The following is a 23,582-nucleotide window of genomic DNA, read 5'->3' on the forward strand; positions in this document are numbered from 1 at the left end:
ATTACGAGACAACATTACGTTTATTATCAAATTTCTCATAGTGCTTTTCAGTTACGATTGTCTTGATCGTTTGGATTGTTTGCCATACTTCCTCATAAGATGTATAAAATGCAATCGGTGATAAACGAATAATATTTGGCGGTCTGAAATCTGGAATAATTCGATTTTCCACCAAAGATTTGCAAATTCGTACAGCTTCGTCATGCTCTAAACTAATATGTCCACCGCGTCTAGCATCCTCACTCGGATTACCGATTGTAAAACCTAACCCTGACAACTCTTGATTGATTAAGTCTGTCATGTACTGTGTAATATGCAGGGATTTTTGACGCACTTTTTCAATGCCTACCTCAGCGAATATTTCCAAAGAACCAATGATTGGCGCCAAACTTAGGACATGCGGTGTTCCCGATTGTAGCGCCCCAGCTGACTCTTCTACATGTAAAGTGTGTTCCATATCAAACTGTTTGTCTTTTTTCGAACTATACCAGCCTGCTAATCCAGGTTGTATACCGAAATGTTTTTTATTCATATACATACCTGCTACCGATCCCGGTCCACCGTTCAAATACTTATAATTGCACCATACGGCAAAATCAACTCCCCAGTCACTAAAGGTATGCGGAATTGCCCCAATGGAATGACACGCATCAAATCCGATACAAATTCCACGGGCATGTGCTTCAGCAGTTAGGCGCTGAATATCCAATAGCTGACCACTTCTATACAACACAGTTGGCAGGAAAATTAACGCGACCTCTTCCGTCATGGCTGCGATAATATCCTCTTCTAAAATAACTTTACCATCACGACTTTTCACCTGTATTAAATGCTCTGCTGGATCATACCCTCTTAGTTTCAATTGGCTTTGAAGCGCGTAAATATCCGATGGAAATGTTAGTTCATCCGCAACAATTTTCGTTCGATTTCCTTTTGGCTTGTAAAACGTTGAAATAAGTTGATGAATATTCGATGTCGTGGAACCGCTTACAATCACTTCTTCACTTAAAGCTCCTACAAGTGGTGCACACATTTCGCCTAGCTTTTCAGATAAGAAAAACCATGCATACTCCCCTTTTGTCCACCCTTCAATCCCATACGTTTTCCATGATTCCATCAGTTCTGCCACTTTTAATTCTGCACGTTTTGACATGAGCCCTAATGAGTTCCCGTCAAGATAAATAACACCTGGTTGTAAATAAAATTCCTCACGATATGGATAAAATTCGTCTTGTAAATCTTGTTGTTGTGCATTTTCTCGTGTGAGTAAGCTAATTTCTTTACTCAAAAACATCGCCCCCTTTTAATGGTTAAAGTCATCTGAATTTTGATGTAATTCATTATAATACTGACATCGTGTCAATATGTTTAAAAAAATATTTTTCTTTTAATTATTTTGGTAGATAAAATAAACACAAAAATTCAATATAAAGCCCCCCTTATACTTACGTTATATATTTGTCCCTGATATCGTGCTAAGGCTTTAAGTCAAATTGTTCTAATACAAAATTATTTCGAATATATCAGAAAGAACTACAAAACACAGTGCATTCCCCTATGAAATACTTGTACAATAGGAGGTCTCGTCACATGAGAAATGAAGAAAAAACAACAGATGGAAGAAATATACGTTCTATTATGACGCGCCAGAAACTACTCGATGCGGCGCGTGAATTATTTTATGAAGTAGGATTTGAAAAAACGACTATTTCAAAAATAATTAAACGAGCAAAAACAGGTTACGGTACGGCTTATGTACACTTCAAGGGCAAAGATGAGCTATTAATTATGTTAATGGAAAATGTGATGCAGGAGTTTTTAGACATGGCTAATACACCTTTTTTACCTACATCAAAAAGAGAAGCAAGGCAACTTATCCTCAAACAAGTAACAGCCTTTCTAAATATGGCTAAGTCCAACGAAAAAATAATGAAGGTTTTTTTCAGAAGCAATTGGTTTATCCCATTCCGTCCATACAAAATGGAATAAAATTCGACAAGCCAATATTCACTTCATTACAAAAGATATTACTTACGCTCAAACGATGGGGTTAGCTCGAACAGATTTAAAAGCTGAATTAGTCGCTAAATCTTGGTTTTATACAAATGAAAATTATCAATGGGATATCATTCAAAATAAAACAACATCTTCAATAGAGGAAATCGCCTGGACCATTACTACAATGTATGTTGATGGACTTTATCTTGATTTTAAAGAATACTAATATTTTAGTCCTCTTTCTCTAGATGATTTTTGAAAGCAGCCGCTGGGGATGAACGAAGTAAAGGTGTTGGTATTTGAAATCACCGAAAGAACATGATCGTTTATAAACAGCAAAAACCCGCCAATGAATATCATTGGCGGGCAATTCAAAGTATTCCATTGAATTGATGGTTTATACTTTAAAGAATTCAATTTGTTCTTGTAAGCTTTCTGCTAAGCTTGCTAATGAATCTGCAGAAGCTGCAATTTCTTCCATAGATGCTAACTGTTCTTCAGTAGCAGCCGCGATATTTTGTGTACCATTTGCCGCATCTTGGGCAATTTCCGCTAATCTTTCTTCAGATTGCAGGACACGATTAACGCCTACTGTAATTTGTTGTGCTGCAACAGACACCTTTTGTAACTGATCCGAAACATTGTCTACTGACATACGGATTTGTCCAAAGGATTCGCCTGCTTGATTTACTACTTCTATTCCATTTGTTACTTCATTTGTTGTTTGTTCCATTGACTCTACAGCAATTTGTGTTTCCTTTTGTATAAATGAAATCATTTCTGCAATTCTACTAGCGGATTGTGCGGATTGTTCGGCTAATTTTCGAACTTCATCTGCTACAACGGCAAAGCCTTTACCATGTTCTCCTGCTCTTGCAGATTCAATAGCTGCATTTAATGCTAATAAATTCGTCTGTGTTGCAATGTCAGTAATTTCTTCAATAATTTCTCCGATATCTCGAGAGCGTACACCTAAGCCTTCTACAACTTGGGACAATTGAGCAACTGTCGTATTAATCGAGCCCATTTGTTCAATAGTAGATTGTATTGCTTCGTTTCCTTCTAATGCTTTTTGTGAAGCTTCTATTGCATTTTCAGAAATCTCTTGTGTGTTGGATGCAATTAATTGAATACTAGTGACCATTTCCTCTACTACTGCCTTACTTTCTTGCGTTCCTTCTACTTGACGCTCTGCACCCGTTGCAACGTCTTGTACGGTTTGTGCAATATCTCCACTTGCCTTACTAGACTCCTCAGCACTCGCTGTTAATTCTTCAGAAGAAGCTGCTACTTGCTCAGAAGTACTATTTACTTGCCCCATCAATTCTCTTAATTTTGATACCATATTATTAAAAGAAGTTGTTAGTACGCCGATTTCATCTGCCGAACGATACTTGCCTTCAACAGTTAAATCACCATTTTCTGCTTTGATCATTAACGTTTCCATATCTTTCAATGGATTGATAATCATACGGGCTATTATAATCCCCATAGCAATTTTAAATAAAAGCGCTACGATAATGACTGTTACAACGATAATATTGCTCATTTTCACACTTTTTGTAATCGTCTCATCCAAATCATCTGCATACGTCTCTAAGTAAACTTTTAGTTCATCCAAAATTTCATTGCTTCTCTCGATTGGTTCTTTAAGTGTTTCCTGGTAATCTTGATAATCAAAACTAGCATCTTTAGCTATAATTAAGCCCATGCTTTTTTGTAGGTCTTGTTCGTATTTTTCATATAAAATCTTAAACGTACTTAGTCTCTCTAACTCTGTTTCTGATAATATACCTTTTTCTAAACCTTCAATTATTTCAGCGTTGCGGTTTAATCGATCTACAACTTGTACTTTTAATGCTTGCTGCTCTTTCGTATCAGTTGACAACAACATTTCCAACGTAAAACCATCGATTGCTCGGTTATTCGTACGGATTTCTGCTTGCCACTTTATAGGAAGTAGCGCATCTTCATACATCTGCTCAGAGTATTTCTTCATATCATTCATGTAATAAAATCCTGTTCCCCCGATTAGGAAAAAGGTTAAAATTGAAAATGATATTAAGAAAAGTAGTTTTTTTCCTATTTTAGCATTGCGTAAACCCATAGTTAATAGCTTCCCCTTTCACAATGTACTGTTGGCTAGTATTCCATACAGTTCCTATACATATTATTTTTTGGTTTTCTTCTTACGGCTCTATTTTAGTAATCTAAAAATAATAAAACGTGTAAATCTATCGAAAAACTCCTCAATAAGCAATAATATTAACTATATTCTTATTATACTTTAATCATAACATAGCACTACTACCCATTTCAATATATAGGATTTTTTGCCGAATAAAAGGGTATTTAGATACTACTACCAAAGAACTAATCCGATCATTTTACAACAATTATTTCTTTTCAAGTCCTTCCGTTCGAGATATTATCATTTTTAATACTGTATACAAATACTAATTTAGCATCCATATTTATATTCATCCCCTACTTATGTAAATGGAAAACTTCTATTTTTATAAAATAAAACAGGTATAGAAAAATGAGTCATTTTTCTATACCTGTTTCATTTTGATAATTTAATAGAACGCTTGTATTGCTTACGTAATTTTCACTATATCCATAATCATCTCGTAACTAAAATACAGGGATAATACACAGAGCGCTGCAAAAATAACCTGTTCCACTTTGCCACCTGTTTTAATCGTGAGGGGCAAACGGACTCTAATTTTGATTGGGAAAAATAATTTAATTCCCTGCCTCGTTCCCATATCAAGAATCAAATGACTGATCATCCCTAGTAATAAACCGATTGTGAACGTTTTATATGGGACGAAAGTATTCATAAGCATCGCTATACAAAATAAAAAAAGCAAACTATGCGTGAAAGATCGATGCCCAAATAATTTATTGACGACTTTCGAACTAATGGGAAATGCCCGCCCAATTTTACTCCCGCCGTGGCATATATCTGGCAGCAATGCACCGATAATGCCTGCCCCTACCAATATAAACGGATTATTAGTTGAAATTTGTGCAAAAGCAAGACTTGCTGTGATGCCCCCTGCGATGTGTGTGTTTCCTAGCATAAGTCCATAAGTCTCCTTGCCTGTTGATAAATTATACACTTTAAATTTAACACAGTTTCAGCAAAAAGAGAACGTACATTCCGAATGCATGTTCAGATTCAGTTAGACTTCTATAATACAAGGTCCATTCCACACTTACAAAATAGGTTGGTTATTGAATGTGATCCGATGAAAAAGCTTCAGTCAATTCTTCATAAAGACTTCTTATCTCTTTTATTTGTTCGATGTGTCGTTGCTCATGTAAATAAATTTGTTCAATCCATTGATCTAGTCGCAATTCACCAAGAGCTGGGTGCTTCACTGATTTTTTCGCTAGCATCGATTTATCTTCTACCGTGCTAAGTAACGAATGTAATTTTATTCGTGAATCATTTAGCAAATCTTTTATTTGCTGCATTTCAAATAATTTCGTATCAGGTTCAACGATTTTTGGGGCAATTATTTTCTTCGTCCTATCTAAAATGTGTTGCTCTACTTTTTTACGCTCTGATTGCGTAGGTTCACCTGCTTTTACCCCCCAGGCAATTGCTTTTATAGTCGACTCTTCGACCAAAACGAGGTGATGGCAAACTTGAGCAATACTCCAGCTTTCTAAATTAGACTTCCAATTTAATTGACTCTCACTTAATGAATCAATTTCGTTTATTAAATGATCTCTCGTTTCAGTTAAATGGTCATTGCCTATTTTGCTCATATTCTCTCCCCATCCCATCTCTAATAAGTGTTAAAGATTCACCTTCCTATTATATTCCTTATAGTTAGAAGTATTCCACAGCGCTTCCTTCTATATTGTGTCATGGTGGATACTAACACTTGCTTAAACGAACAAGAATTATTAAGGATGTATACTCTAAAAGGCGCCCATCATCAAGCAAAAATCGATGAACTACACTTGCAGTTCAAGGCTTATACTACTTGTATTTTGCGCCAGAAGGAACTGTTCAAAGCTACTTTATTACATTATGATTCAGATAGCTCTTTTTGGACTTTTTGACGATAAACTTTATCGCCAAGCATTTTTGATTCAAAGGAATTCATATTATATAGAAGCATTTGGGCTTGCCAGAGGTTCAAATCATCTGTCAAAATGACGAATTCGATTTTATTCCCATTATGATCTTCTGCATACAAAGCGTCATTCAATATAAATGCAGTCGAGCCACCTTTTGCACCAAAGTGGGCAAAGCGCTGCTGATTTCCTTTGTTTAATTGCATTGGCCATTCGAGTAAGTCCCTTGCGATGTCGGATGCCCCACCCGGAAGTTCGTCATTCGATATGATTGCCAACAACTTCCCGTAATCATTAGCGGATGCACCTATGAGCCGATCCGACCATACTCTCTGTAAATTCATAGGTATATCAAAAGGAATTTCTTCAACTTTGATGGTTCTTTCCCTCATTCGTTCACTTAATTGTTCTGCTGTAGAACGATACGTTTCCATTGGCATTTCATTAAGATTTTCAATTAACTGCTGTTCCTTTAACAACGAAGTTTCTACCATTTTTGATATTAAAAGTGCACTGCCTATTGGATATACTTTTTCATGCTGTGTCAGACCTAGAAGTTTTGCGCGCTCATTGATTTTTTCTATGCCAAGTATATGAATAAGATAATCTGTATTGGCATTTGAGCTGTAAGTAATCATTCCTTTTGCAACATCATGTAATGTAACGACAGTATTTTTCCCTTCAATGTCCATCGCTTCCAACCATGATTCATGTCCATTGCCATCCGAATTTTTATAATATAAACGATTTAAACTATCTAGCGACACGGTACTGTCCTTAGAAAGAATGCCTGCATCGACTTGCATTGCGTATTCAACGGCAACGAGCATTTTCACTGTACTTGCGAGCGGCCTCACTATATCCGATTGATATGTAATGAATTCCATACCGTTTTCCGCTACGTAAAGGGAAGTTGTTTGTGGATTTTCCTTTAAATGATCCAAAACATAATCGGGATTATCTCGGAAAACGGAATAAACTGCAATCCCAATAACAACAATTATCGAACTATAAATGAGCAAGCGTTTCTTCGTATATGTTTTTTTATCGAATAGGATCATAGCGATGACACCAACAATGAATGCAAATGGATAATTCATATTAAAAACCAACACAGCAATGATGATTCCAAGCACGATGACTACTGTGATAATTGCCTTTCGAATTCCCTCTTTAGTCCTGTTCGCTTTTTTGCGTAACGGCAAGAGTGTAAGAAAAATAATACCCAATGTCCCGATCCACGCGTAAATATTCATACAGCAGCTCCCTAATGTTTATTATTTGGTGAATAACAGCGTTCAACTTAATATTTCCTTTTTAAAACGCTTAAGATAATTACTTGAAGAATCATTAACCCTGTAAGTAAATACCAAATAGCTAATTTATATGCATCATAACTGAGTGAACCAATATATCGGTCATATAACTCAAGTAAAAACCAACCTAAAGGCATTAAAGGAAATACGATACCGTACGATTTACTTGAAATGCTTTTTCCACGCTCATCTTTGTTCTCTTCACTCCATTCAAATTTTAACGAAATAAAAACAGCAATAAAGAAAATTAATACGTAAATAAGGGATAAACTTGCTAAAAAAATAGCCATACCTACTTTTCCTCCTCTATTTCATACTGGAAAACTTCGTGCAAATCCACTCCAAACATGAGCGAAATATCAAATGCTAATTTTAACGAAGGGTTGTATCTATTTTTTTCAAGAGAAATAATTGTCTGCCTACTCACGCCTAATCTATCTGCCATTTCTCTTTGGGACAATCCTCTTTCAGCTCTTAACACAACAATTCGATTTTGAATTTTTCTTTCTCCATTTATCACCATCATTACCTCCTACTGACAAATTGAGTGTAATATATTTTTTACCTTATGTAAAGAATATATTACCTAATTATTTGAAAGTTCAATTATCATCTAACACGTACAATCGAATTTTAGACACCACACAACATAAAAAAAGCCTCACGCGAAATGCACGTGAGACAATTTTTAAGCCAGCACTACTAAAATATAACCCTAAATCACAATTTCCAAAGATCTATATTCACCCGTTGCAGAAAGATATCCATGTGTAAGAACAGTCTTTTAGACTTCCAATATTCTTTTCGCTATAATAGAATAATATTACTTACTAGAGGTGTTTTATGAGTATTTATAATTATTTAGCTAAAAAAGCAAATGGTGACATTTTATCTATGCAAACATATCGTGGAAAAGTTATGTTGATCACGAACACAGCGAGCCAGTGTCAATTTACATATCAATATGAAGATTTGCAAAAACTCTATACTAAATACGAAGCACAAGGTTTAGAAATATTATCCTTCCCTTGTGATCAGTTTGGCAATCAAAATCCTGAAAGCGGTGAACAATCCGCGGCACAATGCAAAGGGCAATTCGGTGTAACTTACCCTATTTTTGACAAAGTGCAAGTGAATGGTGAAATGACACATCCTTTATTCAATTATTTAAAGCATGAAGTCGATGTAACCCCAATGGCAACAGACACGATGCAACAAAAAATGTTGTACAACCGAATTGTGGAAGAGCACCCCGATTATTTACTCGGACATAATATTCGTTGGAATTTCACCAAGTTTTTAGTTGACCAGCATGGTAAAGTAATCACTCGATTTGAGCCAAATGCATCGATGCTTGATATTGAACATGCGATTCAACAATTATTCGCTTGATTCGTTGAAAAGGAGCTACCCATTTACGGAGTAGCTCCTTTTCTTCATTTATACCGGCTGCTCTGCTAATAGAAAGGCGAGCTGAATTATGCTGGCATCTTTAAAAGATTGAGGATTGTAACCAATTAAACGCTCCACCTTTTTCAAACGATAACTTAACGTATGACGGTGAATGTCTAGTTCCTTTGCCGTGGTCGATATTTCTAAGTTACACTCAAAGAATTTCTTCAACGTATGTATTAATTTGGCATCCAACTGTTCGACCGTTTTTTCATGAAAAATAGCTACTTGCTCAGATTTTTTACGCTGAAGCAATGTATATATCTCAATTTCTTCAAATGTCACGATTGCGTTACGCTGGTGCGAAAAAGCAAGCGAAAACTTGGCAGCCTCATAAGCTTTTTTCAGCATGGAAATTTCCTCAATCGCCATGCTGATTCCTATCGGTACATGAAACAGTTGCTGAATTTTAGAGAGCTTTTTGATGAATTGATTCAATGGGTATGTGTGGCCGACTAATATATAATACGTCGTTAAATTTAGCTGACCAAATAGCACAGGCTGACGATAGAGCATTTCTTCGAGCTTCAAGTAAATTTTATTGGATGCAGTCATCATCGTTTCTTCTATTAGTAAAAAATGAAACGGGCCTACAAGTGGAAATGGCAATTTATTAATTCTGTGCAATAATGTTGGAGTGAGCGTTGTCGTTTCAAGAAGCGCCTTCACTAACAGCTCACTATTTTTCTGCTGCCACTCACTTTCCGTCTCCATAAATGCCTGATGGATGATCATTTCTGTTGTTAGTTGGACAAGTTGTGCAATTTCTTCTAATTCTTTTGGCTTACCTGTAATCCCAATCACCCCTACAATCCTTCCGTTGTAAGTCAATGGTAAATTAATGCCTGGCTTACAGTTTGGGTATTCGGCATGTTGATTTTCTTCAATCATTACAACTTGCTGACTTCTAACTACTTCTAACGCGCCATCGTGTAAGGAATCGATACGTTTTTTTTCACCAGAAGCTAAAATAACTCCATCTAAATCAATTACGTTGATATTATAATGCAGACGCATAGAAGTTTGTTTCACAATTTCTTCTGCCAATTTTATAGATAGCATTTATACACCTCGTATAAAAAATAATCTGTAATAATACAATTTAATTATACAGTAAACATAATGATATATGTTCGAGATATTTTTATAATAAATGTAAGCGCTTAAAGGGAGGAATAAAATGAATATTTTGATTAGTCCGGATTCTTTCAAAGGTACCTTATCTGCATCTGAAGTTGCAGATTCTATAGAAAAAGGTGTCAAGCAAGCATTACCTCGTTGTAAGACAGAAAAACTACCAATTGCAGATGGTGGAGAAGGCACTATGGAAGCACTTGTTTCAGCTACGAATGGCCATTTTGTACAGCGATTTGTACATGACCCATTGCATCGCCCCCATGAAGCGACGTACGGAGTTCTTGGTAATAACCAAACCTGTGTCATCGAAATGGCCCAAGCTTCAGGGATTACCCTGTTACACAACAGCGAAAAAAAACCACATATTGCTTCATCCTTTGGAACAGGTGAACTTATCCAACATGCACTAAACGACGGCTATCGTAATTTTATTATTTGCATCGGTGGAAGCGCTACAAATGATGGTGGTGTCGGCATGCTCCGCGCACTCGGATTACAGTTAAATGACGAGGCAGGAAATCCAGTTGAAGCATCTATATTTGGTTTACAACGTTTGGCTAGTTTCGACTTTTCCACGTGGGATTCACGTATTGTTGACTCACGCTTCATCGTCGCTTGCGATGTAGATAATCCGCTTATTGGTGAAAATGGGGCGACCGCTATTTTTGGTCCACAAAAAGGCGTATTACAAAAAGACATCCCATTATTTGATGGGGCCCTACAACATTGGGCTGATATCGTTGAACAAACGACAGGCATTCATTTGCATACACGAAAAGGAGCTGGTGCGGCTGGCGGGATGGGTGGTGCACTTATCGCTTTCTGTCAGGCACAATTTCAACAAGGTATTGACCTCGTATTACAACAAGTAGCACTTGAACAAAAATTAACCAATGTGGACTTAGTTATTACTGGCGAAGGTAAATCCGATGCGCAAACATTGCACGGGAAAGCCCCGTACGGCGTCGCACAAATGGCGAAAGCACATCAAATCCCTACGCTTTTAGTATCAGCAATTATCGAAGACTTTGAGCAACTACAGGGTAACTTTCAATATATGACATCTATTGTCAATAATAAAGTAACAATAGATGAAGCCCTTTCAATGCCAGCTAAGCTTTTGGAACAATGTGTCGCAAATTTCTTTACCCATACAAAACTATAGGGAGTGAGTGAGAATGTTATTTTTCATTATTTTACTAGGGGTATTATTTGTTGTATTCGCAACGGCTAAGTTGAAGCTTCATCCATTTTTAGCATTAATTTTTAGTTCATTCTTTGTTGGTATTGCAAGCGGGATGCCACTGTTAGACGTTGTCACAAATATTAATACGGGCTTTGGCAGTTTGATGACGAGCATCGGGATTGTGATTGTGGCAGGAACGATGATTGGAGTAATTTTAGAGCGCTCAGGTGCTGCGTATCGTATGGCTGAAGTCGTACTGCGCCTTGTTGGGGAAAAGCATCCGCAATTAGCGATGTCTATTATTGGTTACATTGTATCCATTCCTGTATTTTGTGATTCAGGCTTCATCATTTTATCAAGCTTACAAAAATCGTTAGCTAAGCGAGCTAAAGTAACAATTGCCTCTATGGGAGTTGCCTTAGCAACAGGCTTATTTGCAACGCATGTTCTTGTTCCACCAACACCAGGTCCAATTGCAGCGGCAGGAAATATCGGTGCTTCACAATATTTAGGGACAATTATACTTGTTGGTTTACTTGTTGCCATTCCAGCAACATTCGTTGGTTATTTATGGGCTGTAAAAGTAGCCAGTAAAATTGAAGTTCCGTTAGATAAAGAAGATGCTATGGATTACGAAGATGTCATCAAATCATTTGGAAAGATGCCTTCTACATTTAGCGCATTTTTTCCAATCGTACTACCAATTATTTTAATTGGGATCGGTTCGATTGCTACACTTGTCGGGGATTCAGAATCGACATTCAATATGATTTTACGCTTCATTGGTAGTCCCATCGTCGCATTATTATTGGGGGTTTTAGCAGCATTCCCACTAATGCCAAATTTCAAAGAAGAAACGCTGACGGGCTGGGTTGGTGATAGCTTAAAAGATGCTGCGCCGATTTTATTAATTACAGCTGCGGGTGGTTCATTCGGAACAATAATTAAAGAAACAGGCGTTGGCGAAATGCTACAAAAAATGGATTTAGGATCTTTATCAGAAGGCGCATTATTTTTACTCGTACCGTTTTTAATTGCAGCTGCGCTAAAAACCGCACAAGGTTCATCCACAACTGCGTTAGTTATTACATCTACTTTAATCGCACCAATGCTTGTAACAGCTGGAGTAGAGGGCGCATTCCCATTAGCACTTGTTGTGATGGCTATTGGTGCAGGTGCTATGACTGTTTCACATGTCAATGACAGCTTCTTCTGGGTCATTGCACAATATAGTGGCATGACAGTCACACAAGCTTACAAAGCACAAACAATGGCAACTTTATTACAAGGTTTAACAACTATCTCGATTTCTATTGTTTTATGGCTAATTTTTGTTTAACTTGAAGTTCCGATGAAAATAGCTAATCACTTATATTAGGTAGAAAATCCCACTAAGCTCATTTTCAGCTCAGTGGGATTCTCTTTTTACATAAAAGATTAGTATTGTTTTATGCTTCAATCAATGCCAGTTGCTTTAATATACGTTGCGCATTGTCGCGAATTTCTCCATAATTTTCCTGCAATAACTTTGGTTGAATCGGTTTACTAAATAAGTATCCTTGCACCGTTTCACAATGACTACCTTTTAAATAGGCTAGCTGTTCAACCTCTTCAATTCCTTCCGCAACGACTTTTAATTGCAGATGTTTCGCCATTGATATAATCATAGCGACAAGTGCTTCGTCCGTAGAGTTAGTCTGGATTTTTTGCATAAAGGATCGATCTATTTTTAAACAATCAATGGAAAAATCTTTTAAATAAGCTAAAGATGAATAGCCTGTTCCAAAATCATCCACTGCTATTGTGATGCCTAGTTTTTTTAAATCCTGTAAAACAGCGCTCATATGGTCAATATTAATTGTCATACTTTCCGTAATTTCTAATTGTAAATATTGCGGTTGAAGTGCTGTTTTTTCAAGCACCTTCTGTACCATCTCCACTAAATCTTGTTGGAATAACTGACCAATTGATAAGTTGACAGCGATTTTTAATGGTGGCAAACCTTCTTGCTCCCACTGCTTTACTTGCATACATGCGGTTTCCAATACCCATTGTCCAATCGGAATGATTAAACCCGATTCTTCTGCAACTGGGATAAATACACTTGGCGATATCCATCCCTTTTTAGGATGTTGCCATCTCACAAGTGCTTCGACAGATACAATTTCTCCTGTCTGTATATTGATTTGTGGTTGATATTCTAAAAATAACTCATCATTTTCGAGTGCATTATGTAAATCGTTTTCTAAAATAACTTTTTCCGCCATACCATAGGACATTGTTGTTTCATAAAACTTAATACGTGAAGGGTGTTTCCTCGCTTCATCCATCGCATATATTGCAGCCATCACGAACTCTTCTTCGTTTTTCGCATCTACCGGATACAGAGCAATTCCAATATTTAAAACTCCTTTCAGCGAAAAGTGTTGTATATCGAAAGGCTCTTTCATAATTTGCTGCAATTGTAGAGCTAACTGCATCAAATACTGAGTATTTTTCATATCATCTATAACAAGTATAAATGACCCATCCCTTAAAATACTAAGTACATATTTTCCAGGTAATATTTGTTGTAGTCTTTTCGCAGTCATCCCTAACATTTGGTCTGCGCACGTCTTTCCTAGTGATGCTTTAAATGTTGAAAAACGATCAATTTCTATGGCTAAAATAGCACTTTGTGAATCATTTATGTATATTCTTTTCTTTAAATTTTCCATCAAATAGCGTTCATTCGGTAAATTTGTAATATCATCATGATAAGCCATAAATTGCATTTTTTCTTGAGAATTTTTCAAATGCTTTTGCGTCTCGGTCAATTGCTGAAACGGCTCTTCAATGGAAGAATAATAAATCGCTCTAAAAAATAAGTAGGACGCCAATAATTGCAAAATATGTCCCACAAAATTTTTAATATCATACACATCATTGTAAGTTGTATAAAGAACATCGCTCATTATTAAATAGACGGAACCACATATCATATAAAACATTATTCTAGGTGCCCGCTTAAAGTAATACATCAAAAATAGCAGCACGATACATTGAAGAAAAATAGCGGCATACTGTAAAGTTATTTTCAAAACAGTCGGTCCACTGCCTTCTTGAACAAGTGACGGTAACCAAGGCATTTGAGCATAGACAAGAACAACACAACCTATTGAGAAAAGCAAAGATATGCTATATACAATCCACCGGTAAGATGCGCTAATTGTTTTTTCCTTGACAGTCAATATTACGATAACACCTATCGGCAATATTAGCCTAGATATCATATAAAACCATGTTGGAGCATAGGTCATGCTCTCCGTAAGAAAAAATGGCATTCCTTTATAAGATAGAGTATGTATCATTTCAAGTAAACCAACAGTTAAAAACAAGGCTCCTAAACAAAGACGTACACTAGATAAGATATATGGTGAAATTAACCAAGACTGAATCGCAATGGTCAGTGACACAACAATAATAAAAATTTCAATTAGCAAGTGGATCGTTACATAATTATCCACTATAAAGACACCATATACTCCTTCACTCCAAAAAATAAGCATTGCAAGTAAAATAATAGATACAAGTACGAATTGAACTAGCTGTTTGTAAAAAGGAATTTTTGCACCTTTTTTCTGCATCAATACAAACCTCCTCTCCTTTTTGCATAAAACAGATAATTCTCCCGTATGTTTTATAGCCATAATAATACTATACTACCACTAAACGCCTTTATTGTAATCAGTATGAAGGAAAATAGTTTAAACATATACTTCTCCATTTAGTAATAAGCTTATAGATAGTTCTGTTTATCGTTTGTACATCCATTTGCAACAGACGTTCGAACGTAAATAAAAAGCGCTACATATCCATTAGTTCTCCAACATTGTGAGAGCCAACGATATGTAACGCTGTTTGTAACCGCACTTATATTCTAAATTGTTGTACCATTTCTTGAAGCTCTGAAGATAACTCACCTAATGCATAGGCAGATTTTGAAATTTCATCCATCGTTGCATTTTGCTCTTCAGCAGCTGCTGCAACGGTTTGCGCTTGATCAGATGAACTCTCTGATAAAATAGAGACTTCATTTAATTGACCTTTAATACTAATTGTATTCGCACTTAGTTGTTCGATAATGGCCGAAATATTTTCTGTTTGTGAGGATACATTGCCAATCATTGAAGAAATACCTTGGAAATTTTCTTCTGAATTTTTCACAAGCGCAATCCCTTCATTGACATTATTCGTCGATTTTTCCATCGCATTGACCGCTTCAGCTACTTCCTTTTGAACGGATACAATGACATCACGAATTTGATTGGCTGCAATTGAAGAATCCTCGGCTAATTTCCGTACCTCATCAGCTACGACCGCAAAGCCTTTTCCATATTCACCAGCCCTTGCTGCCTCAATCGCTGCATTTAATGCCAGTAAGTTCGTTTGATCCGCAATGGTTGTAATAAGCCCTACAATTTGACTAATTTCTGTCGATTTCTCTCCTAAAGATAAAATAATTTTCGATGTTTCATTTGATGTATTTTGGATATTCTTCATTTGTTCCATTGCCTGATCCATCATAGATGCCCCGACAGATGTATATTCTTTTGTAGAAACGGCTAAGTCAAAAACAGACTGCACCGACGATGTAGCATGATCCATCCCTGTTACCATTTCTGTGATCGCCTCGTTGCTCGTTCTCGCACCATGTACTTGTTGATCTGCCCCTTCTGAAACATTAACCATTGCAGCAGTAATCTGATCTGTTGCCTTACTTGTTTCTTCGGCACTCGCAGACAACTCCTCTGATGTCGCAGCAACCGTTTGAATATGCGTTTGTAACCCGCCAATTAAGCCCTTAAGATTAGCTAACATACTATTAAAATCCAACCCTAACTGACCAATTTCATCTTGATTTTTGATGATTATCGGTTCAATAGCTAAATTGCCATCTGCTAATTGCTTCACTTGTTCAGACAGTAATTCAACTGGCTTTTTAATAACACGAATAAAGAAGAAAATAATGCTTATTGTTAATATGAAAGCAATCACACTTGCTCCAATTATGAAAGTAACCGTTCTCTTAAATTCAGTCATTCCCTCATTGTGGATATTTTCTGATTGTTCGTCTAATAAAACGAGTAGGTCATCCATATTCTTCTGCATTTTTTCATAAAGAGGCTCTACTTCGTAATATGCGAGAGTCGCTTGATTCTCTTGACCTGCATTGTTTAAACGAATTACCTCATTGTTCTTTTCGAATACATTTTCCCAGTTCGATTTAAACGTTGCAAATTCGGCTTTTCCCTGTTCCGACACCACATAAACTTCGTACGATTTCAAAGATTCGTCAATTTGTTTCGTAATAGCCGAAATCTCTTCTGAATACTTTTCTTTAAATGGTTGATCTTCAGATAATAAGTTTTTTTGCGTATTAATAAACATACGGTCCGTTAGAGCATTTATTTTATTAAGCAATCCTATTTCTGGAATAATAACATTATTTAATGTCGATGTATTGGAATTCAATGTTAAAGCGCCTCTAATTGATGTAACAACCATCATAATTATTACGAGCATAATAATTGAAAATGAGATTCCAACTTTTCTTCCTATTGTCCACTTCATGGTTTGTTCCTCCTAAATATATTGAAAATAATAATACTTATTTATTATTACTTTTCATACATCGACAAAAAAATATAATTGTTTACTAGTTAAAAGCACTTTATTATTACCACCTTTTACATTAATCGCCTATATATTTTAATCTTTTTTGTTATTCCACGCATCAATACACCACAAATCATATTAATTCATAAGATAGAACATTAGCTTTAATAGGAGGTATTCCATTGTATTACAATTATCATCCTTATTATGTGAATTCAAATGTATATCCATTGTGGTTAGCGGAAAATAACACTTCGCCCCCGTCCTTTCCTAAACAAACAGCCATGCCGACAAATAACAGCCCATTTCCAACTGTCAATACGAGTAAACTGAAAACTTCAGTTAAAAGCATGCAAGTCATTATGCAACAGGCTCAATTGCTTACTACTAAAATTGCCGCTTCCGAACAATTTTCACAAGAGCTCATGAATGCAGCACAGCTCTCAAACAAAAAAGAAGTAGATCGCTTAATCACCTCATTAGGCATCACGGTTCAATTCGATACAAAATTCACACCAAGCGGTATCGAAGTTCATCTTTTTGATATTGCATGCTGCGGATTGACGATCAATTTAGGGTGGTAACCGTTTTTGTGTAAATTCATCTCGAAATACGAATACTTTGTTTATCTGTACCCAACAGCTAAAATATTTAATCCCAATTTTCTTTATACAAGGAATTTTTCTAAAGTACAAAAAAGATTCCCCCATTCTATGATAGCAGTGGGGGAATCTTTCTATTTATACACTTTGTACAAAGTGATGATTCTTCCTGTTTTTATAAAAGAATTGCAGAAATCATCAATCCATCTTTTAGCATGCCTATTGAAATCTAAACATTATCAACCAATAGTTTAATCTCATTAAATGAACGATTTGAAAGCAAGTAAATCGTATACGGATCTTTAAATTTCATTATTCTAGCTTCGGCTTCTGTAATCCAAAGCAAATAGGTTTCACCATCCAAGCTAAATGAATATTTAGGATGTGCAATAAAAGAAATACCTGTTTCTTTTGTTGCATGATGAATGGCTCTAGTGAAAATTTCTCTAGTTTCTACTTCCTTTAAATCAATAGTTTCCAACTTTTCATTTTGGATATTTTTCACTAATGGCTGAATATTTTCTTTCAAATGGATAACTTCATCTTGTGCAATAATACGATTCCCATCATAAATTTCAACAGTAACTGCGGCGGGGTTTTTAAGATTTTTCCTTATTTGATCAATATCAAATTCTTTTTTTATCACCTTAGAACTCCCCGTAACAAGACCACTCGAACCATTCTCCTGAAATTTGTTAGTTTTATACGTATTAGGAATTTCGATTATGTCCGTTTCAATCAATTGACGAATGTATTCATTTTGGATATTAAATCTAACTTTATATTCTAACTGTGGCTCCATTCCAGAATCGATAATTTGCACACGAAAATGTAAATTCCTATCGTCCGGGTCAAGTAATGAACCAAATTCAACCGAAGAACTTTCAATAACAAGATTTTTTACTTTTCCATTTTCTTTTTGGCAGCCAGACAAACCAACAACAAATAAGCTAAAAATAATGACCAAAATTAATTCATTCCTCATTTCCATCTCCCTCACGCATCCCATTTTTAATCTCATTATACACAAGTTGGTAATACTTGAGATTTTGTAACTTTCATATATCCGGTTCACCACATCGGTGTTTCTTTATCCTCTAATTCAATATAAAGCGGCCATATAAAGCACCAAACAATTAAAAAGTAAGGTATCAAAACACAGATTATTACAAGAAAAGGAAGCCCTATTAGTAATGATGCTATACCGGATCTATTTCTTGTAGCTTTCGTAAAGTAAACAGGCTTTTCACACACAGGGCATTTCTGTTCTAACTTAAATGAAAACGCGATTTTTCTTGTTTCGTGTGTCGAATACGTCCGTTGACAAACTGGACACAGCAAAGTTTTTTATATATTGCGTGCTAAATAAAGGTGGAGCAATAGTAGTAACATTAAAATAAGGATAAAAATGATGATTTCCGACCCGAATTGCGTCGAGCAAATGAGCCATAAACTACATGCACCCGCAATGAATAAAGTTGTCATAAAACAAACGAACAGCCAAGTATAACTTCTTCATTTTTCACGATAATGCGCAATCGTTCCTTGCTAGCGAATCGTTTTCTTTACAATCCAAAAAGCTAAAATGCAATTGAAGACAAATAAGCTGAGAGCAACTGCAAAATAAATAAGTGTTTCCATTATATATTCACGATGATCCATCGCAACATCTTGTACAGCACCATGATTCAAGACAAGGACAGAACTTTCATCACCCATTACTAAAAATAAAAACAATGCACATAACACCGCAAAAGTTGGTACAGCTAGTCTATACATCCCACTTACTTTCTTTTTTTCGGGTGATCTCACATGTTGTAATATACTTGATTTCTGTTTTTCTGTTAACTGTAGCTGTTTCAATTCAGCTTGCCATTTTTCTTTATTCATCTGCTATCACCTCCATTTGTAGTTTCGGTTTTAGTTTTTCACGCGCGCGTTGCAATCTTGATTTGGCGATGAAAACAGCAAGCTCTAACAATGCCGCAATTTCTGTAGCGGTCATTTCCTCATAATAATAAAGTAGCAACACTTCTCGGTCCTTTACCGGTAACGCTAACACAGCGGCTGTTACCTCTCCGCGCAACTCTTTTTCAACATAAATTTGTTCTGTTCCTTTTTCTGTTCCTTGGATGAGTTCAAGAATAATGTGCTTTTTATTTTTCCAGCTTCGTAAATAGTCATAACTTCGATTTATTGTCATTTTTACTAAGTATGTTTTTAAAGTGGCATCTCCTTGGAATTGATGCGATTTTCGGTAATAGTTAATCACTTACGCCTCGGCGTAAGTGCGTCAGAATTTTGAATTGTGCTTGCACAATTGCCTCCCTTCAAAATTCTTGACATCTGCCGGGGCTGCTTTATCTTCATTCAGACATCTTTTGCTGAATGAAGATAAACACATCTTGCACGACTTCCTCGGCAGACAATCTGTCTTTCGTATAAATAAAGGCGATGCGATATAAATAATCGCTATATGTATGAATGCATTGTTCTATGTCCATCTTTTTGCCCTTCTTTCACCTATATAGACGGAATGAATATCAAGATGGACGCAAAATTTTTGAATTCTTTATATTAATTTTTCATGACTTCAAACCTTTGAAGCGAAATTTATACGGAAAATTTCTATTTCATGTAGAATCCTCTTTCAAAATTTTAATTTGATATATAAAAGGTCCTTCACGGCAATTTACCATGAAGAACCTTTTAATTCGTGAACTCGAAACATTAGTTATCCGAATTATTTTTTATATTCGAAATTAGAATTTTGGTATATGCATTTGGTGTATGGCCGTTATCAGCAGGAATTTTCCCTACATATAACGATTCCCCTGTACGTAAATCTCCAATATACAACATATGCCCCTCTGCAACACGATTTACTATATATAGCTTCTCATCCATTATTTGCACTAGAGGATGCTCTTCCCCATTAACGGTAATTGGAAAATCGTAATGCAAAGGTTCCTCCCATTGCCCGGTTTCAATACTATAATGGTGTAGCTCTAAACCATTCGCTGAATAAGTAGGCACGAATAATTGTGCACCATAGAGGAAAGTCATTCCCATTTCAGATTTTAATTCAGAAGGAATAACGATTTCCTCCACTTCACTATTCAACTTATTAAAAGCATACAATTGATGTGAAAGGTATTCATTTGAAGGACCGTACCTCGTCTGTTTATATTTCTTTATCTCATACAAATAATAGTTATCATTTAGCGTTTCATTAGCATTAGATAACAAGTGAAGGTTCGCGTCAATTCCATTTTCCGGTGCGACTTTTGCAATAAGCTCATCAACTTCTAATGCTTTACTTTTTTCATCTACCGTATAGATACGCATTTCATCACCACTATTTGTAAGATAGCCCGTTACTACAACTTTTATTTTTCCATCTTGCTTATAAACATCTCTTACGCCCATCCAATAATAGCTTTCATGTACAGGAATCTGGATTTCAAATGATGAACGCTCATTTGTTTTTAGTTCAAGAACATCGACATCTGCCGTTAAAAGGTCCCCTGGGCGTACTTGATCAAAATCTTGAATTGCCGCGTAAACTAAATAATTCTCGTCCTTAAAATAGTTATTTTCATCATATTGTTTACCACGCATAAATTGGCGGTGTTCTTGCATATATTTTTGCACTTTTTCGGGAACATATGGATTAAACATAAAGTCCATTTGAGATCTATTTCCCTTAGTTAAAGTTGAACCATCCTTTGTAATGATTATTTGACGATGGTAATTATCTCGGTTAAAATACGCTTCTAAACTAATATTTTCAATTTCCATCTCATTCCCGCTCGTTGTTTCAATTTTAAAAGTGAGATCTTGCTTTGAAGCGAAGGCGAGCTGGGTATAGTAAAATCCAATTGCTATTACACTAATCAAACCGATCAATAGCGTTTTCCAATATCGTTTCATAATCTTTCCCCCTATCAAACTGTAATTTTATATTTTAGTAAATAGGATGCTAGCCAAATAGCGCTTCCTAAAACGATTACGCTTGTTATCAATGTAATTATCAATAGTTCAAGTGGATAAAAATAATTTGGGTAAAGATTCATAATAATTATCGGTACAATCATGATGACGAATGATAGTCCTCCGTAAACGATGGCGTAGAAAATCCCTTTCAATCGGAAACTTCGCTCTACTAAAATTGCTGTAAAGAGTACGGCTACAAAAATTAACCCAATCCCGTATATTATGACGAATTCAACAACCGATGTCGGATATAATATTGTCCATAAATCAAAATACATAAGATCATTAAATGAAAAATACGTTCGGTAATCTACTGGTATGATACTTTTCATGATTTGAATTTCTATCGGAATTAAGATCAATTGCACAGCGATTAAACCAAATACGAATAGCAAAATTGTCGTCAGTTTGGCAAAATAAATCGTCAATCTATTTGTCGGCAATTGTAATAATCGATAAATAAATGTATTCTTTGCAAACCAATCACGATACCAAATGAAAAACACATAAAGCATGAGAATGACGATGCACATAAATATTGGAAGCAAAGCCCATCCAGAATTCACAAATTGTAGAAATGGTGAAGAACTATAACCCTCCTCTAAAAATTTACTAAAGGTGAACTGATTTTCAAACATAACCCGCTTCGTATTTTCTAAATATGATTTCGATTCAACGACAACACCTAGCAGTTGGCTTATAATCGTTATTCCAATCAATATGACATACAATTTAAAAAATCGGTTCATTTCAAAATTGACAAGTTTTAAATAGTTATTCATCTCTGGTACACCTCCCGCATCACATCAACAACAGATTTCCCTTCGTTTTCGCGAACTTCTTCCACGTTAAATTCTCGTAAAACTTCACCTTCATCAATGAGCACGACTTTATCGATTAAATGTTCAATATCATTAATTTCATGCGTAGTAATGATAACGCCACGGTCTTCAATTAAATGGCTCGTAAATACTTCGGCAATTTGTTCGCGCGAAAAAATATCAATACCCGAGAATGGTTCATCCATCAGCAAGTAATCTACATCCAATGCCAAACCTAGCAGCATATTCACTTTAGCCGTATTTCCCTTTGATAAATTGGCAATGCGGTCGTTTGCATCAAGCTTAAAAAATTGCAGTAATTCTTGTGCCCTTTGCTGATTCCAACTTTTATAAAAGTCCGCCATAAATTGAAAAGCTTCACTAATTTTCATTTGTTGCGGCATCGTAATCGTATCTGGAATAAACGTAATCTTTTCGAAGCTTTCTTTTCGTATTTTTTCCCCATCAATTAAAATTTCACCGCTATTAATTGGTGTGAGCGCCATAATCGACTTCATGATCGTCGTTTTTCCTACGCCGTTTATACCGATTAGGCATGTAATTTCACCTTTGTTTGCGGTAAAGGATACACCTTTTAATATGTGTTTCCTGCCGTATTTTTTCCTAACATTTTTTAATTCGATCATTTGGATTCCTCCGCTTCTCCGCTTTCGGCATCATGCGTTTTCTGCACTAGGTCCAATACTTCAGATAACGGTACATTGATTGATTTAATAGAACTGACAAATAAGTCAACCGCTTCGACAATCAATTCCTCACGAACATTTTTAAGCACTTCTCCGTCTTTCGTAATGCAGCTCGGTAAATTTCCTTCTGTATAAATCAATCGTTGTTCCTCCATTTCCTTATAAGCTCGCTGTGCAGTATTTGGATTAATTTTTAGCAGGTTGGCTAGTTCCCTTCTAGATGGAATTTCCTGACCTGCTTCATAAAATCCCTTGGCAATTTGTTCTTTAAAATGCCGGATTACCTGTACATAAACCGGATCGCGATTATTAAACTTTACATCCAACTCATTCAACTCCTTTAATTTCACATTTGTGTATTAAACACTTAATACACATTAGTCATAAAAATAGGTGATTCCTTTTAAGAAAGAAAACCATGTACTAGCCAATTAATACACTACCCTCAAAAAAATGTATTAACGGCGTAACACACTACTTAAAATGTATTATAGGCTTAGTACACTTTCCAAGTCAATCATAATTTTGGAAATAATTATGGTTTAGTATAAATCTAACGAAATTATTTCTTCTCTTGCTTAGCTTTTTAGTCTGGATAATTGGTATAATTA

General features: G+C 35.8%; 23 protein-coding genes. 5 read left to right on the forward strand and 18 right to left on the reverse strand.

The features are described from left to right. Window position 1: 1 nt before the first annotated feature. Complete coding sequence (gene kynU / locus MHI10_RS13685) at window positions 2-1,288, reverse strand: kynureninase (protein WP_340786250.1); 1,287 nt, start codon at window positions 1,286-1,288, stop codon at window positions 2-4. A gap of 302 nt (window positions 1,289-1,590) precedes the next feature. Between kynU and MHI10_RS13690 the strand changes: the two genes are divergently transcribed. Further along, window positions 1,591-1,989, forward strand: coding sequence for a TetR/AcrR family transcriptional regulator (locus MHI10_RS13690; RefSeq protein ID WP_340786253.1), 399 nt, complete (start codon window positions 1,591-1,593; stop codon window positions 1,987-1,989). Between the two features lie 406 nt (window positions 1,990-2,395). Here the strand turns inward: MHI10_RS13690 and MHI10_RS13695 are convergent, their stop codons facing one another. The 6 genes from MHI10_RS13695 to MHI10_RS13720 form a co-directional block, all read right to left on the reverse strand. Beyond that, window positions 2,396-4,105 carry a methyl-accepting chemotaxis protein gene (locus MHI10_RS13695; protein ID WP_340786256.1) on the reverse strand — a complete coding sequence of 570 codons (1,710 nt, stop codon included), beginning with the start codon at window positions 4,103-4,105 and terminating at the stop codon, window positions 2,396-2,398. Between the two features lie 493 nt (window positions 4,106-4,598). Next, complete coding sequence (locus MHI10_RS13700) at window positions 4,599-5,087, reverse strand: metal-dependent hydrolase (protein WP_340786259.1); 489 nt, start codon at window positions 5,085-5,087, stop codon at window positions 4,599-4,601. 151 nt (window positions 5,088-5,238) lie between these two features. Then, a complete protein-coding gene (locus tag MHI10_RS13705; RefSeq protein ID WP_340786260.1) occupies window positions 5,239-5,781 on the reverse strand; it encodes a DinB family protein in 543 nt (180 codons plus the stop codon). Window positions 5,782-6,047: 266 nt separating this feature from the next. Continuing rightward, complete coding sequence (locus MHI10_RS13710) at window positions 6,048-7,352, reverse strand: serine hydrolase (RefSeq protein ID WP_340786263.1); 1,305 nt, start codon at window positions 7,350-7,352, stop codon at window positions 6,048-6,050. A 47-nt stretch (window positions 7,353-7,399) separates the two neighbouring features. Continuing rightward, the gene (locus MHI10_RS13715; RefSeq protein WP_340786265.1) at window positions 7,400-7,702 is read right to left on the reverse strand and encodes a hypothetical protein; all 303 of its coding nucleotides are present in this window, start codon (window positions 7,700-7,702) and stop codon (window positions 7,400-7,402) included. A gap of 2 nt (window positions 7,703-7,704) precedes the next feature. Beyond that, a complete protein-coding gene (locus MHI10_RS13720; protein WP_340786269.1) occupies window positions 7,705-7,935 on the reverse strand; it encodes a helix-turn-helix transcriptional regulator in 231 nt (76 codons plus the stop codon). A 320-nt stretch (window positions 7,936-8,255) separates the two neighbouring features. On the opposite strand from MHI10_RS13720, the gene MHI10_RS13725 reads away from it, so the two are divergent. Then, window positions 8,256-8,804, forward strand: coding sequence for a glutathione peroxidase (locus MHI10_RS13725; RefSeq protein WP_340786272.1), 549 nt, complete (start codon window positions 8,256-8,258; stop codon window positions 8,802-8,804). Window positions 8,805-8,852: 48 nt separating this feature from the next. Here MHI10_RS13725 and MHI10_RS13730 read toward each other — a convergent pair whose 3' ends face one another. Beyond that, window positions 8,853-9,926, reverse strand: a complete 1,074-nt coding sequence (locus MHI10_RS13730) for a CdaR family transcriptional regulator (RefSeq protein WP_340786275.1) — start codon at window positions 9,924-9,926, stop codon at window positions 8,853-8,855. Window positions 9,927-10,044: 118 nt separating this feature from the next. Here MHI10_RS13730 and MHI10_RS13735 point away from each other — a divergent pair, with 118 nt between their 5' ends. Continuing rightward, the gene (locus MHI10_RS13735; RefSeq protein WP_340786277.1) at window positions 10,045-11,166 is read left to right on the forward strand and encodes a glycerate kinase; all 1,122 of its coding nucleotides are present in this window, start codon (window positions 10,045-10,047) and stop codon (window positions 11,164-11,166) included. A gap of 13 nt (window positions 11,167-11,179) precedes the next feature. Further along, window positions 11,180-12,526, forward strand: a complete 1,347-nt coding sequence (locus MHI10_RS13740) for a GntP family permease (RefSeq protein WP_340786279.1) — start codon at window positions 11,180-11,182, stop codon at window positions 12,524-12,526. A 109-nt stretch (window positions 12,527-12,635) separates the two neighbouring features. Here the strand turns inward: MHI10_RS13740 and MHI10_RS13745 are convergent, their stop codons facing one another. Together MHI10_RS13745 and MHI10_RS13750 are read right to left on the reverse strand one after the other, a co-directional pair. After that, window positions 12,636-14,813, reverse strand: coding sequence for a bifunctional diguanylate cyclase/phosphodiesterase (locus MHI10_RS13745; RefSeq protein ID WP_340786281.1), 2,178 nt, complete (start codon window positions 14,811-14,813; stop codon window positions 12,636-12,638). Between the two features lie 286 nt (window positions 14,814-15,099). Continuing rightward, on the reverse strand, window positions 15,100-16,800 hold the full coding sequence (locus MHI10_RS13750; RefSeq protein WP_340786283.1) for a methyl-accepting chemotaxis protein: 1,701 nt from the start codon (window positions 16,798-16,800) through the stop codon (window positions 15,100-15,102). A 227-nt stretch (window positions 16,801-17,027) separates the two neighbouring features. Here MHI10_RS13750 and MHI10_RS13755 point away from each other — a divergent pair, with 227 nt between their 5' ends. After that, window positions 17,028-17,429, forward strand: coding sequence for a hypothetical protein (locus tag MHI10_RS13755; protein ID WP_340786284.1), 402 nt, complete (start codon window positions 17,028-17,030; stop codon window positions 17,427-17,429). 247 nt (window positions 17,430-17,676) lie between these two features. On the opposite strand, the gene MHI10_RS13760 is transcribed toward MHI10_RS13755, so the two are convergent. From MHI10_RS13760 to MHI10_RS13795, 8 genes are all read right to left on the reverse strand, one after another. Further along, the gene (locus MHI10_RS13760) at window positions 17,677-18,432 is read right to left on the reverse strand and encodes a hypothetical protein (RefSeq protein WP_340786287.1); all 756 of its coding nucleotides are present in this window, start codon (window positions 18,430-18,432) and stop codon (window positions 17,677-17,679) included. Between the two features lie 563 nt (window positions 18,433-18,995). Further along, on the reverse strand, window positions 18,996-19,337 hold the full coding sequence (locus MHI10_RS13765) for a hypothetical protein (RefSeq protein ID WP_340786288.1): 342 nt from the start codon (window positions 19,335-19,337) through the stop codon (window positions 18,996-18,998). After that, window positions 19,330-19,719 carry a sigma-70 family RNA polymerase sigma factor gene (locus MHI10_RS13770; protein ID WP_340786291.1) on the reverse strand — a complete coding sequence of 130 codons (390 nt, stop codon included), beginning with the start codon at window positions 19,717-19,719 and terminating at the stop codon, window positions 19,330-19,332. The genes MHI10_RS13765 and MHI10_RS13770 overlap by 8 nt, the downstream gene beginning before the upstream one ends. Before the next feature lie 94 nt (window positions 19,720-19,813). Next, window positions 19,814-19,951: a hypothetical protein gene (locus tag MHI10_RS13775; RefSeq protein ID WP_340786293.1), complete on the reverse strand. Its 138-nt coding sequence runs from the start codon at window positions 19,949-19,951 to the stop codon at window positions 19,814-19,816. Window positions 19,952-20,177: 226 nt separating this feature from the next. Further along, window positions 20,178-21,380 carry a hypothetical protein gene (locus MHI10_RS13780; protein WP_340786296.1) on the reverse strand — a complete coding sequence of 401 codons (1,203 nt, stop codon included), beginning with the start codon at window positions 21,378-21,380 and terminating at the stop codon, window positions 20,178-20,180. Between the two features lie 14 nt (window positions 21,381-21,394). Further along, on the reverse strand, window positions 21,395-22,225 hold the full coding sequence (locus MHI10_RS13785; protein WP_340786299.1) for a hypothetical protein: 831 nt from the start codon (window positions 22,223-22,225) through the stop codon (window positions 21,395-21,397). Beyond that, a complete protein-coding gene (locus MHI10_RS13790) occupies window positions 22,222-22,911 on the reverse strand; it encodes an ABC transporter ATP-binding protein (RefSeq protein ID WP_340786302.1) in 690 nt (229 codons plus the stop codon). The genes MHI10_RS13785 and MHI10_RS13790 overlap by 4 nt, the downstream gene beginning before the upstream one ends. Further along, window positions 22,908-23,297 carry a GntR family transcriptional regulator gene (locus tag MHI10_RS13795; RefSeq protein ID WP_340786305.1) on the reverse strand — a complete coding sequence of 130 codons (390 nt, stop codon included), beginning with the start codon at window positions 23,295-23,297 and terminating at the stop codon, window positions 22,908-22,910. Before MHI10_RS13795 ends, MHI10_RS13790 begins: the two co-directional genes overlap by 4 nt. Window positions 23,298-23,582 lie beyond the last annotated feature (285 nt).

Origin of the sequence: Solibacillus sp. FSL K6-1523 (genome assembly GCF_038005225.1) — a bacterium.
Lineage (GTDB): Bacteria > Bacillota > Bacilli > Bacillales_A > Planococcaceae > Solibacillus.

What these genes read in the sequence shown, in the direction of transcription:
- MHI10_RS13735 (WP_340786277.1), top strand. Translation starts at nt 10,045, where the DNA reads ATGAATATTTTGATTAGTCCGGATTCTTTCAAAGGTACCTTATCTGCA.
- MHI10_RS13760 (WP_340786287.1), bottom strand. Translation starts at nt 18,432, where the DNA reads ATGAGGAATGAATTAATTTTGGTCATTATTTTTAGCTTATTTGTTGTT.
- MHI10_RS13705 (WP_340786260.1), bottom strand. Translation starts at nt 5,781, where the DNA reads ATGAGCAAAATAGGCAATGACCATTTAACTGAAACGAGAGATCATTTA.
- MHI10_RS13700 (WP_340786259.1), bottom strand. Translation starts at nt 5,087, where the DNA reads ATGCTAGGAAACACACACATCGCAGGGGGCATCACAGCAAGTCTTGCT.
- MHI10_RS13715 (WP_340786265.1), bottom strand. Translation starts at nt 7,702, where the DNA reads ATGGCTATTTTTTTAGCAAGTTTATCCCTTATTTACGTATTAATTTTC.
- MHI10_RS13690 (WP_340786253.1), top strand. Translation starts at nt 1,591, where the DNA reads ATGAGAAATGAAGAAAAAACAACAGATGGAAGAAATATACGTTCTATT.
- MHI10_RS13745 (WP_340786281.1), bottom strand. Translation starts at nt 14,813, where the DNA reads ATGCAGAAAAAAGGTGCAAAAATTCCTTTTTACAAACAGCTAGTTCAA.
- MHI10_RS13775 (WP_340786293.1), bottom strand. Translation starts at nt 19,951, where the DNA reads ATGGACATAGAACAATGCATTCATACATATAGCGATTATTTATATCGC.
- MHI10_RS13730 (WP_340786275.1), bottom strand. Translation starts at nt 9,926, where the DNA reads ATGCTATCTATAAAATTGGCAGAAGAAATTGTGAAACAAACTTCTATG.
- MHI10_RS13740 (WP_340786279.1), top strand. Translation starts at nt 11,180, where the DNA reads ATGTTATTTTTCATTATTTTACTAGGGGTATTATTTGTTGTATTCGCA.
- MHI10_RS13710 (WP_340786263.1), bottom strand. Translation starts at nt 7,352, where the DNA reads ATGAATATTTACGCGTGGATCGGGACATTGGGTATTATTTTTCTTACA.
- MHI10_RS13765 (WP_340786288.1), bottom strand. Translation starts at nt 19,337, where the DNA reads ATGAATAAAGAAAAATGGCAAGCTGAATTGAAACAGCTACAGTTAACA.
- MHI10_RS13790 (WP_340786302.1), bottom strand. Translation starts at nt 22,911, where the DNA reads ATGATCGAATTAAAAAATGTTAGGAAAAAATACGGCAGGAAACACATA.
- MHI10_RS13695 (WP_340786256.1), bottom strand. Translation starts at nt 4,105, where the DNA reads ATGGGTTTACGCAATGCTAAAATAGGAAAAAAACTACTTTTCTTAATA.
- MHI10_RS13725 (WP_340786272.1), top strand. Translation starts at nt 8,256, where the DNA reads ATGAGTATTTATAATTATTTAGCTAAAAAAGCAAATGGTGACATTTTA.
- MHI10_RS13780 (WP_340786296.1), bottom strand. Translation starts at nt 21,380, where the DNA reads ATGAAACGATATTGGAAAACGCTATTGATCGGTTTGATTAGTGTAATA.
- MHI10_RS13750 (WP_340786283.1), bottom strand. Translation starts at nt 16,800, where the DNA reads ATGAAGTGGACAATAGGAAGAAAAGTTGGAATCTCATTTTCAATTATT.
- MHI10_RS13720 (WP_340786269.1), bottom strand. Translation starts at nt 7,935, where the DNA reads ATGGTGATAAATGGAGAAAGAAAAATTCAAAATCGAATTGTTGTGTTA.
- MHI10_RS13785 (WP_340786299.1), bottom strand. Translation starts at nt 22,225, where the DNA reads ATGAATAACTATTTAAAACTTGTCAATTTTGAAATGAACCGATTTTTT.